17 protein-coding genes and 2 tRNA genes are annotated in these 15,699 nt (G+C 61.4%); 16 read left to right on the top strand and 3 right to left on the bottom strand.

Going from position 1 to position 15,699, the window contains the following annotated elements:
• Positions 1–73 precede the first annotated feature (73 nt).
• The 10 genes from rplU (at position 74) to ARUE_RS12580 (ending at position 7,864) form a co-directional block, all read left to right on the top strand.
• Positions 74–382 (top strand): 50S ribosomal protein L21, encoded by a 309-nt coding sequence (gene rplU / locus ARUE_RS12625; protein WP_024816904.1) that lies wholly within the window; start codon positions 74–76, stop codon positions 380–382.
• 62 nt (positions 383–444) lie between these two features.
• Positions 445–708, top strand: a complete 264-nt coding sequence (rpmA, locus tag ARUE_RS12620) for a 50S ribosomal protein L27 (protein ID WP_003803426.1) — start codon at positions 445–447, stop codon at positions 706–708.
• A gap of 155 nt (positions 709–863) precedes the next feature.
• Positions 864–2,450, top strand: a complete 1,587-nt coding sequence (gene obgE / locus ARUE_RS12615; RefSeq protein WP_011775043.1) for a GTPase ObgE — start codon at positions 864–866, stop codon at positions 2,448–2,450.
• Positions 2,440–3,621 carry a glutamate 5-kinase gene (gene proB / locus ARUE_RS12610; RefSeq protein ID WP_014922030.1) on the top strand — a complete coding sequence of 394 codons (1,182 nt, stop codon included), beginning with the start codon at positions 2,440–2,442 and terminating at the stop codon, positions 3,619–3,621. Before obgE ends, proB begins: the two co-directional genes overlap by 11 nt.
• A complete protein-coding gene (locus ARUE_RS12605) occupies positions 3,618–4,982 on the top strand; it encodes a glutamate-5-semialdehyde dehydrogenase (RefSeq protein ID WP_011775041.1) in 1,365 nt (454 codons plus the stop codon). Before proB ends, ARUE_RS12605 begins: the two co-directional genes overlap by 4 nt.
• Positions 4,983–5,065: 83 nt before the next feature.
• Positions 5,066–5,305 carry a hypothetical protein gene (locus tag ARUE_RS12600; RefSeq protein ID WP_011775040.1) on the top strand — a complete coding sequence of 80 codons (240 nt, stop codon included), beginning with the start codon at positions 5,066–5,068 and terminating at the stop codon, positions 5,303–5,305.
• Positions 5,306–5,360: 55 nt separating this feature from the next.
• The gene (gene nadD, locus ARUE_RS12595) at positions 5,361–5,981 is read left to right on the top strand and encodes a nicotinate-nucleotide adenylyltransferase (protein ID WP_011775039.1); all 621 of its coding nucleotides are present in this window, start codon (positions 5,361–5,363) and stop codon (positions 5,979–5,981) included.
• A gap of 7 nt (positions 5,982–5,988) precedes the next feature.
• Positions 5,989–7,191, top strand: a complete 1,203-nt coding sequence (locus ARUE_RS12590) for a hypothetical protein (protein ID WP_014922028.1) — start codon at positions 5,989–5,991, stop codon at positions 7,189–7,191.
• Positions 7,192–7,267: 76 nt separating this feature from the next.
• On the top strand, positions 7,268–7,672 hold the full coding sequence (gene rsfS / locus ARUE_RS12585) for a ribosome silencing factor (protein WP_011775037.1): 405 nt from the start codon (positions 7,268–7,270) through the stop codon (positions 7,670–7,672).
• 116 nt (positions 7,673–7,788) lie between these two features.
• Positions 7,789–7,864: transfer RNA gene (locus tag ARUE_RS12580), tRNA-Ala, on the top strand.
• Between the two features lie 89 nt (positions 7,865–7,953).
• On the opposite strand, the gene ARUE_RS12575 is transcribed toward ARUE_RS12580, so the two are convergent.
• Positions 7,954–8,544, bottom strand: a complete 591-nt coding sequence (locus tag ARUE_RS12575; protein WP_014922027.1) for a ScbR family autoregulator-binding transcription factor — start codon at positions 8,542–8,544, stop codon at positions 7,954–7,956.
• Between the two features lie 363 nt (positions 8,545–8,907).
• Between ARUE_RS12575 and ARUE_RS12570 the strand changes: the two genes are divergently transcribed.
• Positions 8,908–8,980, top strand: a tRNA-Ala gene (locus ARUE_RS12570).
• Between the two features lie 60 nt (positions 8,981–9,040).
• Here ARUE_RS12570 and ARUE_RS12565 read toward each other — a convergent pair.
• The gene (locus ARUE_RS12565; RefSeq protein WP_011775036.1) at positions 9,041–9,424 is read right to left on the bottom strand and encodes a cupin domain-containing protein; all 384 of its coding nucleotides are present in this window, start codon (positions 9,422–9,424) and stop codon (positions 9,041–9,043) included.
• A gap of 73 nt (positions 9,425–9,497) precedes the next feature.
• On the opposite strand from ARUE_RS12565, the gene ARUE_RS12560 reads away from it, so the two are divergent.
• From ARUE_RS12560 to ARUE_RS12540, 5 genes are all read left to right on the top strand, one after another.
• A complete protein-coding gene (locus ARUE_RS12560) occupies positions 9,498–10,754 on the top strand; it encodes a class I SAM-dependent methyltransferase (protein ID WP_011775035.1) in 1,257 nt (418 codons plus the stop codon).
• Between the two features lie 222 nt (positions 10,755–10,976).
• Positions 10,977–12,176, top strand: a complete 1,200-nt coding sequence (locus tag ARUE_RS12555; protein ID WP_043470355.1) for an ROK family transcriptional regulator — start codon at positions 10,977–10,979, stop codon at positions 12,174–12,176.
• A gap of 102 nt (positions 12,177–12,278) precedes the next feature.
• A complete protein-coding gene (locus ARUE_RS12550; RefSeq protein WP_011775033.1) occupies positions 12,279–13,667 on the top strand; it encodes an extracellular solute-binding protein in 1,389 nt (462 codons plus the stop codon).
• Positions 13,664–14,533 carry a carbohydrate ABC transporter permease gene (locus tag ARUE_RS12545; protein ID WP_014922025.1) on the top strand — a complete coding sequence of 290 codons (870 nt, stop codon included), beginning with the start codon at positions 13,664–13,666 and terminating at the stop codon, positions 14,531–14,533. Before ARUE_RS12550 ends, ARUE_RS12545 begins: the two co-directional genes overlap by 4 nt.
• Entirely contained in the window at positions 14,530–15,408 is an 879-nt protein-coding gene (locus ARUE_RS12540; RefSeq protein ID WP_011775031.1) for a carbohydrate ABC transporter permease, read from the top strand. The genes ARUE_RS12545 and ARUE_RS12540 overlap by 4 nt, the downstream gene beginning before the upstream one ends.
• Positions 15,409–15,459: 51 nt before the next feature.
• Here ARUE_RS12540 and ARUE_RS12535 read toward each other — a convergent pair whose 3' ends face one another.
• Entirely contained in the window at positions 15,460–15,693 is a 234-nt protein-coding gene (locus ARUE_RS12535) for a hypothetical protein (protein WP_043470352.1), read from the bottom strand.
• Positions 15,694–15,699: the final 6 nt, after the last annotated feature.

Below are 15,699 nucleotides of genomic sequence, written 5' to 3'. Positions count from 1 at the left end.
AACCAGGCCTGATTCCGGTTGAAGGTTCCGCACGCAAATTTTGTAATAAACGTCGAGAGAAGTGAGTACCCAAGTGGTGTACGCGATTGTCCGCGCAGGCGGCCGCCAAGAAAAAGTTTCCGTTGGAGACTACGTAACGCTGAACCGCGTCCCCGGTGGAGCCGGTAGCACGCTTGAGCTGCCCGCATTGCTCCTGGTTGACGGCGAGAAGGTCACCTCCGCAGCTGCGGAACTGGCCAACGTCAAGGTCACGGCTGAGATCCTCGAGGACCTCCGTGGTCCGAAGATCGTCATCCAGAAGTTCAAGAACAAGACCGGCTACCGGAAGCGTCAGGGTCACCGTCAGGAACTGACCAAGATCAAGATCACCAGCATCGCGTAACTTCCGTTACCCGCTGTTCAGGTTTTTCAGTTTCCCCAGAAATTTAGAGGCAGGCATTTCACATGGCACACAAAAAAGGCGCGAGTTCCACTCGCAACGGTCGTGACTCCAACGCACAGTACCTGGGCGTCAAGCGCTTCGGTGGTCAGGTAGTTTCCGCCGGCGAAATCATCGTTCGCCAGCGTGGAACCCACTTCCACCCCGGTGCAGGCGTAGGTCGCGGTGGCGACGACACCCTGTTCGCTCTTCAGGCCGGTGCGGTTGAGTTTGGTACTCGCCGCGGCCGTCGCGTAGTGAACATCGTTGCTGCTGCAGCTGCAGAGTAACAACAAGTTCTGAACCGGTGGAGCGGGCCAAACGGCCCGCTCCACCGTTCTTTTAACCGCATTACAATCGACTAGGGCGCCTCAGGCGCACTGGTTTTTGCAACAGCGCTGGCAACAGCAACAAACGCTGTAAGACAGCAACTGAGGAGATCCACGTGGCGAGCTTTGTAGACCGGGTAGTCCTGCACGTATCCGGCGGAACCGGCGGCCACGGCTGTGTCTCCGTAAAGCGGGAAAAGTTCAAGCCGCTCGGCGGCCCCGACGGCGGCAACGGCGGCAACGGCGGCGATGTCATCCTTCGCGTGTCCGCCCAGACCACCACGCTGCTTGATTACCATCACGCTCCCCACCGCCACGCCACCAACGGCGGCCCCGGCATGGGCGACTGGCGCGGCGGCAAGAACGGCGAGACCCTGATTCTTCCCGTGCCTGATGGCACCGTGGTCAAGACCAAGGACGGCGAAGTCCTGGCTGACCTCGTTGGCGAGGGTACTGAGTACATTGCAGCCGCAGGCGGTCAGGGCGGCCTCGGCAACGCATCCCTCTCATCGCAGAAGCGTCGGGCTCCGGGCTTTGCCCTGCTGGGCATCGAAGGTGAATCCAGTGACATCGTCCTGGAACTGAAGTCCATCGCAGACATCGCATTGGTTGGTTTCCCGTCCGCCGGTAAGTCCAGCCTCATCGCAGCCATGTCTGCTGCCCGGCCCAAGATTGCCGACTACCCCTTCACCACGCTCATTCCCAACCTTGGCGTGGTGCAGGCCGGCGACGTCCGCTTCACCATTGCCGATGTCCCCGGCCTGATCGAAGGCGCCAGCGAAGGCAAGGGCCTGGGCCACAACTTCCTGCGGCACGTAGAGCGCTGCGCTGCGCTGGTTCACGTCCTTGATTGCGGAACCCTTGAATCAGACCGCGATCCTCTCTCCGACCTCGCCATCATTGAGGCGGAACTGGAGAAGTACGCCGTGGACATGAGCTACGCCGGTGTTGACGGTGAAGTAGTGCCGTTGAATGAACGCCCCAAGTTGGTAGTCCTCAACAAGGTGGATCTTCCCGACGGCAAGGATATGGCCGAGTTCGTCCGTCCGGACCTCGAAGCCCGCGGATACCGTGTATTTGAAGTATCGGCAACAAGCCACGAAGGTTTGCGTCAGCTCGGCTTTGCCATGGCTGAGATCGTCCAGGCAGCACGTAACGCCGTTCAGGCCGCGCCTCCCAAGGTGGCACCTCCCGTCCTGCGTCCGCGCGCCGTCAACGAGTCCGGCTTCAAGATCCGCCGCGAGGAGAAGAACCTCGAGCCGCTGTTCCGCGTCTTGGGCGAAAAGCCCGTGCGCTGGGTCAAGCAGACTGACTTCACCAACGAGGAAGCCATCGGCTACCTTGCCGACCGCCTTGCCAAGCTTGGTGTGGAAACTGAACTGTTCAAGGTTGGCGCCAAGCCCGGCGACACCGTGGTCATCGGTGAAGACGATGGCGTGGTGTTCGACTGGGAGCCCACCATGATGGCCGGCGCCGAACTCCTCGCGACGCCTCGCGGGACCGACATCCGCGTTGCGGACATTGGCGACCGCCCCACGCGTTCACAGAAGCGCGACGAGCAGATCGAACGACGCGAAGCCAAGGCCGCCGCGCGTGCCGAGCTTGAAGCTGAACGCAAGGCAGGCATCTGGACTGAGTCTGTCAGTGGTCGCCGAGCCCAGGCAGTGAAGGAAAGCCACCTGGATTCCGGTGATGACGACTAAGACCGTCGACGCCCTGGACACCGCTGAGGGACTCGAGCGTCAAGCTCTGGCCACCGCCAAGCGGATTGTGGTCAAAGTGGGGTCATCCTCGCTGACCAGCATCAAGGGTGGCATCTCCGAGAAGTCCCTCACCGGGCTGGTCAATGCCCTCGCTGAAAAGCGCAATGCTGGTACGGAGATCATCCTGGTGTCCTCGGGCGCCATCGCTGCCGGGCTTGCCCCCTTGGGTCTCGCCAAGCGACCCAAGGACCTGGCCACCCAGCAGGCAGCGGCGAGCGTTGGGCAGGGATTGCTGATGGCCCGCTACACGCAGGCTTTCAATGCACACGGCGTGACAGTCAGCCAAGTGCTGCTGACCGCCGATGACCTCATGCGCCGGACGCAACACACCAACGCCTTCCGGGCGTTGGACAGGCTGCTTAATCTCGGCGTGGTGCCCGTAGTCAACGAGAACGACACCGTGGCCACGCACGAGATCCGCTTTGGCGACAATGATCGCCTCGCTGCCTTGGTGGCACACTTGGTTCGTGCCGACGCGCTCGTGCTGCTGTCCGACGTCGATGCCCTCTACGACGGCCCGCCGTCCCAAGGCGCCCAACGAATTCCTTTGGTCCGCGGTCCGCAGGACCTGGAAGACGTGACCATTGGCAAGGCAGGCAAGGCCGGCGTCGGAACGGGCGGCATGATGACCAAAGTGGAAGCGGCGTCCATTGCTGCCGGCTCGGGTATCCACGCTTTGGTCACGTCAACGGCCAATGCCGCCGCGGCCTTGGCGGGCCAGGACGTGGGAACGTGGTTCGCCGTGAACGGCAATCGCAAGCCGGTTCGTCTCCTCTGGCTGGCGCACCTGGCGACCGTCCATGGCCGTTTAATGCTCGACGACGGCGCAGTGAAAGCAGTGCGCGACCGGCACAGGTCACTCCTTCCCGCGGGCATTTCGGACATCAGTGGTGATTTCGAAGCCGGCGACCCCATTGAGATGGTTGCCCACGACGGAACGGTGGTGGCGCGCGGTTTGGTGAACTACTCTTCCGAGGAACTCCCGCGAATGCTGGGACGCACCACCCAGGAGCTGGGCCAGGCCATGGGCCGCGGTTACGACCGCGAAGTTGTTCATGTTGACGATCTGGTGCTCCTGAGGGCGTCGCGCTCATCTAAACTTGGAGCATGACTGAAGCGCTGACCCCTGACGCCCCTGTGATCTCCGACGTTTCCGGTACCTCCGGCCAGACGCCGGAGAACCCTGCGGCAGGCGGCGCCCCGGTGTCACCGGAAGATGTCCAGGCTGCCGTTCACGCCATAGCGGACCGCTCCCGTAAGGCTGCCCGCCGCATGGGACAGGCAAACCGCGCATGGAAAGACCGCGCGCTGCGTGCCATCGGAGCTGCCTTGGTGGAGAACCGGAAACACGTATTGGAAGCCAATGCCAAGGATGTTGCGGTGGGCCGGGCCAACGGCACCTCAGCGGCGCTCCTGGACCGTTTGACGCTGACTGCCGCCCGCATCGACGGCTTGGTTGCAGCTTTGGAGAACCTGGCCGGCTTGCCCGATCCCGTGGGCAACGTGGTCCGTGGACAGACGCTGCCCAATGGACTCCGCTTGCGCCAGGTGAACGTTCCCATGGGCGTTGTGGCCGCGATTTATGAGGCACGCCCGAACGTCACGGTGGACATCGCCGGCCTGGCGCTCAAGAGCGGCAACGCTGTGATCCTGCGTGGCGGATCCGCTGCGGCCCACACCAATGAGGCACTGGTGCGGATTCTCCGCGAGGCGCTCGATTCCGTTGGTTTGCCTGCGGACGCCGTGCAGACAGTGGATCAGTACGGCCGCGAAGGAGCAAACGTCCTGATGCGCGCCCGTGGCCGTGTGGATGTCCTCATTCCCCGCGGTGGACGCGATCTCATCCAGACAGTTGTGACCAACTCTTCCGTGCCTGTCATTGAAACCGGCGAAGGAAATGTCCATATCTTCATCGATGAGTCCGCGGGTGAAGAGATGGCCGTGGAGATCCTTCTCAACGCCAAAACTCAGAGGCCCAGTGTCTGCAACACCGTAGAGACACTGCTGGTGCATTCCGGTGCTACGGTGCTGCCTGCCGTTGCCAAAGCACTGCGTTCGGCCGGAGTCACCCTCCACGTTGATGATCGGATCGCTGCTGCTTTGGGCAAGGACGTGGAAACCGTTCCCGCTGACGATGACGATTGGGCCACCGAGTACATGGATCTCGATCTCGCCGTCGCCATGGTGGACAGCCTGGATGAGGCAGTGGACCACATCCGTACATGGACCACGGGCCACACGGAAGCGATCCTTACCAACAACCTGGCCAACGCCGAGAAGTTCATCGCCGACATCGATTCTGCTGCCGTCATCGTCAATGCCTCCACCAGGTTCACTGACGGAGGCGAGCTAGGCCTCGGAGCCGAAGTGGGCATTTCCACCCAGAAGTTGCACGCCCGGGGTCCCATGGGCCTCACGGAGTTGACCACCACCAAGTGGATCGTCCAGGGTGAGGGCCAGATCCGCGGCTAGCAACGCGGTAACATAGAACAGAAGTCCGGAACGGCGGGGAGTCCCGCCGTCGAAAATCCTTTGACCACCAACTAGGGGAGAAGATGCTGTTTCAGCAGATCGCCACGTCCATTGCCGCCCAAACGGAAGGCGGCCACGAGGAACTCGCTCCGTTGTGGGCCGAGCCGTGGGTCTTCGGCGTCGTGATGTTCGCCCTCATGCTGGTTCTCTTGTTCGTCACCCTCTCCTACACCAACCTTGGCAACCGTCACGAGGCCGTTGAAGAGCACTCCGATCCGCACCGCCAGCACCCGAACAAGCACACGCACGGCCAAGGCCACTAACATTATCGCCGCAACACCGCGTGGGGAGACGGGGCGCAGGCTCCGGCTGGGCGTGATGGGTGGAACATTTGATCCCATTCATCACGGCCACCTTGTGGCTGCCAGTGAAGTCGCAGCCAAGTTCGGCCTTGACGAAGTGGTTTTCGTTCCAACCGGCCAGCCTTGGCAGAAGTCGCACAAGCTGGTCAGCAGGCCTGAGCACCGCTACCTGATGACGGTCATCGCCACGGCATCCAACCCCAGGTTCACGGTGAGCCGGGTGGACGTTGATCGTCCGGGGCCGACGTTCACCATTGACACCCTCCGCGATCTCCGTGCAGAGCGGCCTGACGCCGATCTTTTCTTCATCACGGGCGCAGATGCCTTGGCGCAGATCCTTTCATGGAAGGACGTAGACGAGTTGTGGTCTTTGGCCCACTTCGTCGGCGTCACGCGTCCCGGACATGAACTGCACGATATGGGCAGGGACGATGTCAGCCTGTTGGAAGTCCCTGCCATGGCCATCTCCTCCACGGATTGCAGGACCCGGGTGGGTGCCGGAAATCCCGTCTGGTACCTCGTACCTGACGGAGTGGTGCAGTACATCGCCAAGTATGGACTGTACGCCGCTCCTGCCAACGCAGCGGATCTGACACCCGCACTGTCCGGATCAGACGACCAAGCACGTACTGAATGAGTTTTGAATGAGCAGCCAGGACCAGCGACCCATCCGCAGCAGGCGTGAGCTTCGTCGTGCCCGGGAAGAGCACCCCGAGGCCCAGCAGGCGGATACGTCCGCGCCTGACGACGTAGAAAACCTTCCTGACGCAGACCGCCCTAACGGCCGCAATCGTCGCGCCGCCGATGTTCCGGTGGACGCCGTAGGGCCGGCAGCCCAGGAACGGTCCTCCCAAATCCGCGCCCGCGATCGTGCGGCACTGCGCACTATCAAGGAACTGGCCGACAAGGAGGAGCAGCTCGCCGGCGGGGGACCGCCCACACGTCGCCAGCTGCGCCTCCAGCAACTTCAGGCTGAAGTCGCCACTTCCATGAATCCCATTGTTCCTGCGGCCACCAAGGACACAGCTCGTGAGGAGGCTGCGGGTTCCAAGCCGGCGCCCGCCAACAAGGGCTCCCGTGAGAATGCCCCTGTCGCTTCCGTGCCCACGAAGGAAAATGCGGGAATCGGCCATTCTCCTGCGGAATCCGAAATGTCCGTGGAGCAGGCACTTGCAGTCCGGCAGTTGATTGCCGCGCAGGCGGAGAACCAGTCGGCCAAGCTGGAACACATTGCCGAGCAGGACCCGTCCGCTGTAGACCCTGAGGTTCTTGCGCAGCAGATCGCCCTTGCGGAACGTGCTGCCGTGTTGAGCAAGCGTGCCGCCGCCAAGCAGAAGCTCGCGGAGAAGACTCAGGCGGAATCTGCCAAAGGAACCTCGGATTCAAAGGTGGACGGCAAGTCACCGGCCGCTACGGCAGGCCCGTCCACCGCCAACAACCTCGCGATGGTGACTCCACTGGAGTTCGTCAAGATGCCGGGGGTTGAACGCCCCGTCATGAAGCGCCCCAGTACCACGTTTGTACCGTTGATCACTTCGGCGGGGCCCAAGCTCGACTCCGAACAAGTTCAGGTCAAGAAACCGGGGTCGCGTGGCCGCGCCGGGGTTCTTGCCCGTGCTGAAGCGGTTGCGAAGTCGGCCGGGAAGCGTCCTGTTGCGGCGGCGGAGGCAAGCGAAGAATCGCAGCGGCCTCCGGTTTCCGCCAGTGCGGCGTACGGCCTTGAACCTCTGGACGCCAACACCGCCGGCCTGGCCCGAGCGCAACGCAACAGGTTGCTGCAGTTCGGTGTCCTGGCGTTGGGCATCGTTGTACTTATTGTCGGCATCATCATGATCACCAGCAGCTAATTCCGCTGAACAGTTAGTTTTCGCTGAACAATGGCAAACGCCAAACATAGGCCACTGGCCACAACAAGGAGTACCCGTGTCTGCACATGAACAATCCATCACCCTCGCCCGTCACGCTGCGCGTGCCGCGGCAGACAAGCTTGCTGAAGACATTGTCGCCCTGGACGTCAGCGAGCGTTTGGCGCTCACTGACGTCTTCCTGATTGCCTCCGCTCCCACCGAGCGTCAGGTAAACGCCATCGTTGACGGTATCGAGGAAGAGCTGATGAAGCAGGACCTTCGTCCTGTACGCCGCGAGGGCCGCTCGGAAGGCCGTTGGGTTCTCTTGGACTACGCTGACATCGTTATCCACGTCCAGCACTCTGAAGACCGGGTCTTTTATGCCTTGGAGCGCCTGTGGAAGGACTGCCCCGTGGTGGACCTTGAACTGGGGGACGACGCTTCCGCCAAGGCTGTTTCCGCAGAGGATTCCGAGCGCTAGGAACTGCCGGAAACCGAAATATGTCCGATTTGGAATTTTCGGAAATGCTGTTCTAAGATATTTGAGTTGCTTCGGCGCGGATGATCGAAAAGCTGAACGCGAAGCAGCAAGAATACGGGGCTGTGGCGCAGCTGGTAGCGCACCTGCATGGCATGCAGGGGGTCAGGGGTTCGAGTCCCCTCAGCTCCACCATCAAGGTCCTGCCTGCTTCATGAATTCCATGGAGCCGGCAGGACCTTTTTCGTGCAGGAACAAACCCCGGCGCACCCCGCAGGCTCTGGCTAGTTGATTGAGTCCGGGCGTAACGCCGGCAGCATGAACTCCCACATCTGTTCGATCCTCAGCAGCACGTCTTCACGTGATGTCAGAACGTCCGAGACCATTTGAACGCCCGTGAAGGACGCAACCAGATACCTGGCGAAGGCCGCCGCGTCCAGGTCGGAACGAACGGTGCCGTCGGTTGCGGCTTGCCGCAGCAGTTGCTCGGCCGTGGTGATCCAGTCGTGGTAGGGACCTGAGACGTCTGCGTCGAAAGCGGAGGCTTCAAAGGTGAGCCGAATTCCTCCTTGGACCACGGGTTCATCCAGCAACTGCTGCCCGAACATCCTGCAGAGTCCTATGAGCTTGTCCAGAGCGGGGGCGCCTGAGGCAGCTATGTCCGATCCCGCCGCCAGGACGATTGCGTGCTGCTCCTCGATGACGGCCAGGGCCAGGTCCCGTTTTGACGTGAAATGGAAGTAGAGCGCACCTTTTGTCACGCCTGCTCGTTTGGTGATGTCAGTCAGGCTGGCGTTTCCGTAGCCTATTTCCGCGAAGACCCGGGCAGCACCTTCTATGACGGAAAGCCGGGTGTCTTTCGCACGTTGCTGCATGGGTGGTGGGGGGCCTCTCGGGTCAGGCAGGGACGGAGGATCGTGCCGCCGTCGAGACTCCACCACGCTATCATCGGCAGCCTGAAGACCTAGCCGGGCTGAAACCGACTGAACGGTTTGGTTTTGCCCGAAACAAATTCTAGACTTCAGGGGGAGTCGCGCCTCTTTGTTGGGTGGCTTCAGCGCAGCCGGTTTTGGGGGGAGGTGCGGTGGAGTAATCCAACGCACCTCGGCTGCGGATCGTCGCAGGGCGTTGTGATGCAGCTCATGTTCCGACGATTTCGCATCTCGTGGGATTGTGGTTAGTATTGACGAGTTGCTTCGACGGGAAGAGAAATCAAACCGCTTGTAGTCAACAAATTCGGGGCTGTGGCGCAGCTGGTAGCGCACCTGCATGGCATGCAGGGGGTCAGGGGTTCGAGTCCCCTCAGCTCCACTCCGGAAGAAAGACCCCGCTCATTGAGCGGGGTCTTTCTGTTTGTCCATTGTTGGTCAGTCAGGCCTTCTCAGGAGGACGTGCGAATTCAGCGCCGCTGACGAACTCGACTCCTTGGAACGGTTGATCGCCTACCACGTGGGCGTTGTGGCCCGGGGGAATGGTGTAGGAATCGCCGGCTGAAATGCTGATCTTGCCGCCGTCATTGGTTTCTACCTCCAGGCTTCCGGAGACGCAGAATCCTACATGGCTCAATTCGCAGGAGTCGGTGCCAACCACTGGTTTGATGCAGTCGGCCCAGGTCCAGCCCGGTTCAAAGGTCATACGGCCGATCGTGTAGTCTCCCACGGTGACGAGGTCCAGGACGGTTTTGTCGGGGCGCCTCGTTTCGTCGGGGGAGTTGTGGGACTTTACTTCAAGGTTCGTGACAACATTGACACTCATGGTTTCTCACAGAGGAAGGGGAGCCCGATGATGAGTGGATCCCGGTGCCTGGCTCCAGGGGTCGCCGTGACCTGTGCCTGCCGCCTCGGTGTTCGTCGCCAACCGAAGGATTGACAGGTGTTTGCGTCGTGCAAGCACTAGGTTCCTCCCAAGCCACCTTAAAGTCGAGACAGTTGAGCATGAAAGCGAGAACCGCATCGTGACGGCAATGGATGTTGAAGCGCTCTTGGGTACGTTGAGCAGGCTTCCTGACGTCGAAGCGGACAATCTGCAGGCCTTCGATGCCACAGACAGGCTGCTTCTGGAGACAGCGGCGGATCTGGTTGGCCCCGACGCCAAGGTGGTGGTCATTGGTGACCGCTACGGCGCCCTGACCTTGGGCGCCTTGGCTGGGCTCGGCGTCGGGCATGTCAGGGTTAGCCAGGACCTTTTCACCGGAAGGCTCGCGCTGAAACGCAATGCCGTATCTGCCGGCTTGGACGGACGTTTCACCGAGCATGAGCTGGACCGGGATTTGCTGGACGGCGCCGGTGTGGTGCTTTTGCAGTTGCCTAAATCTCTGGCTGAGTTGGAGGAAATCGCCGACGCCGTTGCCAGGTTTGCGCCGCCGCATGCGGTCCTGCTCGCCGGAGGTCGCGTTAAGCACATGTCTCTTGGCATGAACGAGGTCCTGGGACGGTTCTTCTCATCAGTGCAGCCGCAACTTGCCCGGCAAAAGTCCCGGGTCCTGATGGCACGGGACCCCAAGACAACGCCTGACGAGCGCCCGTTCCCGGTGGTGGAGTCCGTGCCGGAACTGGGAATCACTGTGTGCGCGCATGGGGCTGCTTTCTCCGGGGCCCGCCTGGACATAGGCACACGCTACTTGCTGACGTTTTTGGACCGCATGCCAGCATCCCGGTACGCCGTGGACCTCGGCTGCGGAACAGGGATTCTCGCCACGATGTATGCACTTCGCCACACGGATGCCCGGGTGATCGCCACCGACCAGTCCGCGGCGGCCGTTGCTTCAGCCAGGGCCACGGGGGCCGCAAACGGGCTGGGGGAGCGGGTGGAAGTGATCCACGATGATGCCATGTCCACGCTGGAGCCGGACAGCGCTGACCTCATCCTTCTTAACCCGCCGTTCCATCTGGGTGCCAGTGTGCACGCCGGCGCTGCGCTGAAGATGTTCCAGGCCGCCGCCCGTGTCCTTGCCCCTGGAGGAGAGCTGTGGACCGTCTACAACAGCCACCTGCAGTATCGGCCCGCGCTTGAACGGCTTATCGGGCCGACGGTGGAGGAAGGCCGGAACCCGAAATTTACGGTAACGCGCAGCCGGAAGGCCTAGGCAGCGTCATCAAGCGGCTGCCCGAATGGTGGTCGCATACAATTCAGTGTCATCGTTACCAAGCCCTGATGCCGGTGTCAGCGTGTGCTCGTATCCGTAGCGGCGGAGGTATCGTACGATTCAGACAAAGACCGACTTTAACTACGTTAATCCCAATGACGAGGGGCATCAGTGACTGAGATCCGGCAGCCGACACCAAGGCGCGGAACTAACCTTCCCCGCATGGGGGACTTCAATCTGACCGTCATTCTGGAGGCGATCCGGCGGTCGTCGGGCGGACTCAGCCGAGTTGAGTTGGCTCAGATTGTGGGTCTTTCCCCGCAGACGATTTCCAATATTTCCCGCCGCCTCCTGGATCAGCAGCTGATTGTGGAGGCCGGCAAGGAAGGCTCGGGTCCGGGCAAGCCCAGGACCATCCTGCGCCTGAACCCCGCAGGCATGTACGCGGTGGGCGTGCATCTGGATCCGGCCGTCATCACTTTTGTTGTTCTTGACCTGTTGGGCGACGTCGTCAGGCATTCGCGCATGGCTACTCCGGGCGGTGACCCGGCCGGCGTGATCACCAGCATCGCCGAACAGATCAATGTCCTCATCGAAGAGTCAGGCGTCGATTCTTCAAAGATCGCCGGACTCGGCGTTGCTGTCCCCGGCCCGATCGACCTCGACGAAGGCTCCGTGGTGGAGCCGCCGCTCCTGACGCGATGGAACCGCGTGCGCATCCGCGAGGCCCTGGCCGAGGCCACCGGCATGGAAACGCTGGTAGATAAAGACGTCACGAGCGCGGCGGTGGCCGAAACGTGGGCTGGTGGCGCCAGTGGGGCCGGCAGCTTCGTGTTCATGTACATGGGAACCGGCATCGGCTGCGGCATTGTGCTCAATGACGAAGTAGTCCGGGGGACTTCGGGCAATGCCGGCGAAATCGGCCACATTGTGGTGGACCCCAACGGCCCGCAGTGTGATTGCGGATTGCATGGCTGCGTCAAGTCTTCCTGCATCCCGCAGGTGCTGGTGGCCGAGGCCGTAGCCGCCGGTGTGCTTGAAGGGCACCGGGAAGGGGCGGACGGTCCTGAGGTCCAGGAACGCTATGCCGAGTTGTGCGACAAAGCTGATGCGGGTGATTCCAAGGCCATTGCCGTTCTGGATAAGTCCGCCACACTGGTGGCACGTGCCGTTTCCATCGTGACCAACACCCTGGACGTGGAGCGGGTCGTCTTCGGCGGTCCATTCTGGGGGCGCATGTCCCCGTACTTCCTGGATCGCGTTCCGGATTTGCTGGACAAGAACAACGCCGCCCGCATGATCCACGGCCTTGAGGTTGTGGGGACCGGTGTGGGTGAAGACGTTGGCGCCATCGGTGCTGCTTGCTTGGTTTTGGAGCACATGCTGGCACCGCGCGCACAAAGGCTCCTGTTGGAAGGCTAGTTCGACGCAGGATAACTGAATAACCATAAGGCTCGGCCACGTCGCATGTCCGTTCACGGTGAAGTATGGGGGCTGTAGCCACGTTCGACTGAATGGAGCACCATGCGCCGCCCAGTGAAAAATGTGCCAGTGAAGTATGTCCCAGTGAAGTTTTCCGCCGCCATTGCTTTTTTCGCCGCCGTCCTTGTGGCAGCGACGTCCTGTTCGCCAACGCCTGAGGCTGCGGAGAGCAACACCCTGAAGATCGTTTATCAGAAAACCGATTCCTTCACGGCGCTTGATGCCGTCATGCAGGACGCCAAGAAGGAATTTGAAGCCGCGAACTCCGGGGTGACGGTGGACCTCCAGCCCATCCAGGCCAACGACGACGATTACGGGACCAAGCTCTCGCTGGCCCAGCGTTCCGCTGACACGGCGCCGGACGTCTTCTATGAGGACACTTTCAAGGTGCGTTCAGACGTCGACGCCGGTTACCTCCTCAGGTTGGACAGTTACCTTGAGAAGTGGGAGGACTGGTCTGCGTTCAACGAAGCGGCCAAGGCGGCGGGCCGAGCGGATGACGGCGGCATCTATGCGGTCCCGCTGGGCACCGACACCCGGGCCATTTGGTACAACAAGGCCGTATTCCAGAAGGCCGGGGTGCCCGTGCCGTGGCAGCCGAAGACCTGGGACGATATCCTCACCACCGCCCGGGCCATCAAAGCGTCCGACCCCAGCGTCATCCCTTTCAACATGTACGCAGGCAAGGGGACCGGCGAGGGCACGGTGATGCAGAGTTTCTACGAGCTGCTCTACGGTACGGACAGCACCTTGTATGACGAGAAGGAGAAGAAGTGGGTGGTCGGCTCGCTGGGTTTCACCGACTCACTGGCGTTCCTGAAGACCCTCTATGACGAAAAGCTGGCCGTCAGTCCAGCCGAAGCCTTGGACGCGAACGTCTGGAAGAAGGTCTTTGGCGAATGGTTCCCCCAAGGAAAACTGGCAGCCACCGTGGAAGGGTCCTATACGCCGTCGTTCTGGCAAAAAGGTGGCGCGTATGAGTGGGCAGGTTATGAGCAGGACATGGCTGTAGCCATGTTCCCCACGCAGAAGGGGCAGGCGCCCGGGGGCGTGAGCATGTCCGGCGGATGGACACTGGCCGTGGGGGCGAAGAGCAAGAATCCCGAGCTTGCCTTCCAGTTCCTCACTACGGCGCTGAACAAAAAGAACGCGCTGGCCTACGACATCAACAACTCTCAGATTGCCGTCCGTACGGATGTGGCCTCGGAGCCCCAGTATCTGGCGGCGAATCCGTTTGTGAAGGATGTTTCGGACTTGGTGAAGGTGACGCATTACCGCCCGGCCACCGCTGACTACCCCAGGATCTCTTCCGCCGTCCAGGTCGCCACGGAGTCCGTGATCACGGGCAAGCAGAGCCCCGAGGATGCCGCTGCCGAATATGATGCCACCGTCCGTAAGCTCGTCGGTGAGGACAAGGTCCTGGAGAAATGACGATCCGCCGCTACCTGCGGCTCCTTCCGTTAGTCCCGTCCATTCTCCTGCTGCTGTTGTTCCTGCTGGCCCCGGTGGTGTGGTCCTTTTACGCGTCCTTCACCGATGCCTCGTTATCCGGTAAAGCTGCCAGGAACCCGGAATGGGTTGGCATTGACAATTATGCGCGGATGTTCGGTGACGGCTCCTTTCCGTTAGCGGCTTGGCTCACGGTGGTGTTCGTCGCCGCGTCGGCCGTGCTGGGCCAGAACGTGTTGGGCCTGCTGATCGCACTGCTGATGACACGGTCGCGGACGGTAGTTTCGTCGTTGGTGGGTACGGCAGTGGTCGCGGCGTGGGTGCTGCCTGAAATCGTGGCCGCCTTCGCCGCCTATGCCTATTTCAACCGGGACGGGACCCTGAACCAGATGCTGGGAATCGTGGGTGGTCAGGGCCCGGACTGGCTGTATTCCTTTCCGCTGGTGGCGATTGTCCTGGCCAATACGTGGCGCGGGACAGCCTTCTCCATGCTGGTGTACCGGGCAGCGCTGGCAGACGTTCCCCGCGATATTTCTGAGGCAGCACTTGTGGATGGGGCCCGAGGGTGGCAGCGGCTTGCCTTCATTACACTGCCGCTGATCCGGAGCAGCATCGCCACGAACCTGATGCTGATCACGCTCCAGACACTGGCGGTGTTTACCCTCATCTGGGTCATGACGGCAGGCGGACCCGCCAACGCCAGCACCACGTTGCCGGTGCTGGCCTACCAAGAGGCGTTCAAATTTGGTGACATCGGCTACGGCACGGCTGTGGCGTCCGTTCTGATCCTCCTGGGCATGGTCTTCGGTGCGGTGTACGTCCGGCTCCTGCGGGAGGAGCGCCCATGACCACCAGCCGACTGCGGGCGCCGCTGGGGACGGAAAGCACGACGGCGGGTGGCAGCTCCAGGTCCAGGGCCAGGCTGGGGGCGAACATAGCCCTTGCTGTGATTGGGATGAGCTTTGTTGCACCTTTGCTCTGGCTGCTCTTGGCCGCCGTCGATCCTGAAGCCGGTTACCAGACTAAGGTGCCGTCAACGCCGTCGATGGACAATTTCCGTGCCGTGATGACTCCTGAGCTGTTGTTTCAACCTTTGGCAAACAGCTTGATGTTGTCGGCGGGGACGGCTGTGGTGAATGTTCTTGCTGCTGTGCTTGCCGCATACCCGTTGTCCAGGTATCAATCACGGTTCAACAAGCCCTTCATGTACACGGTCCTGTTTGGGACGTCGTTGCCGGTGACGGCCATCATGGTGCCTGTCTATGGCCTGTTTGTTCAGCTGCAGTTCTTGGATTCCATGGCTGCCACCATTTTCTTCATGGCAACAACTACTTTGCCCATGGCCATCTGGATGACCAAGAACTTCATGGATTCGGTTCCTCTTGAGTTGGAGGAAGCGGCGTGGGTGGATGGAGCCTCCACGATGGCGGCGCTGCGACGCATCGTGCTCCCACTGATGAGGCAGGGGCTGGGCGTGGTGTTCATCTTCGTTTTCATCCAGGCGTGGGGGAACTTCTTCGTCCCCTTTATCCTGTTGCTGTCCACCGGCAAACAACCGGCCGCGGTGTCCATCTTCAGCTTCTTCGGCCAGCACGGAGCTATCGCTTATGGCCAGTTGGCCGCGTTCTCCATCCTGTATTCGGTCCCCGTGCTGGTGCTCTACGCGCTGGTTTCCCGTGGCATGGGGAATTCGTTTGCCTTGTCCGGAGCCATGAAAGGCTAGCTGGAGCCCATGAAAGGCCGGCCCCGCTCCATGTCAGGTTTGTCGTCTGCGTCAGTCGATGTCTTCGATGATTTCGCCGTAGGGTATGGATTCGTCCAGGTGGGCTTGGTGGCCGGTCGGGCCCCTGTTGAAGGTAATGCGTACTCCGTGTCGTTGGTCCGCTGCGGACTGGAGGAGAACCGGCCGTACGGCGTCGATGACGTGCTGGTCCTGGGAGGCGAGGTAATTCTGATAGGCGGCTGGTAGCTGATGCATGGCAAAAGGATAGACCTCGGAAGTCCACATGGGGAG

Origin of the sequence: Arthrobacter sp. Rue61a (assembly GCF_000294695.2) — a bacterium.
Taxonomy (GTDB): Bacteria; Actinomycetota; Actinomycetes; order Actinomycetales; family Micrococcaceae; genus Arthrobacter; species Arthrobacter aurescens_A.
The sequence above is the reverse complement of the archived record's forward strand: the minus strand, read 5'-3'. Positions and strand labels throughout refer to the sequence as shown.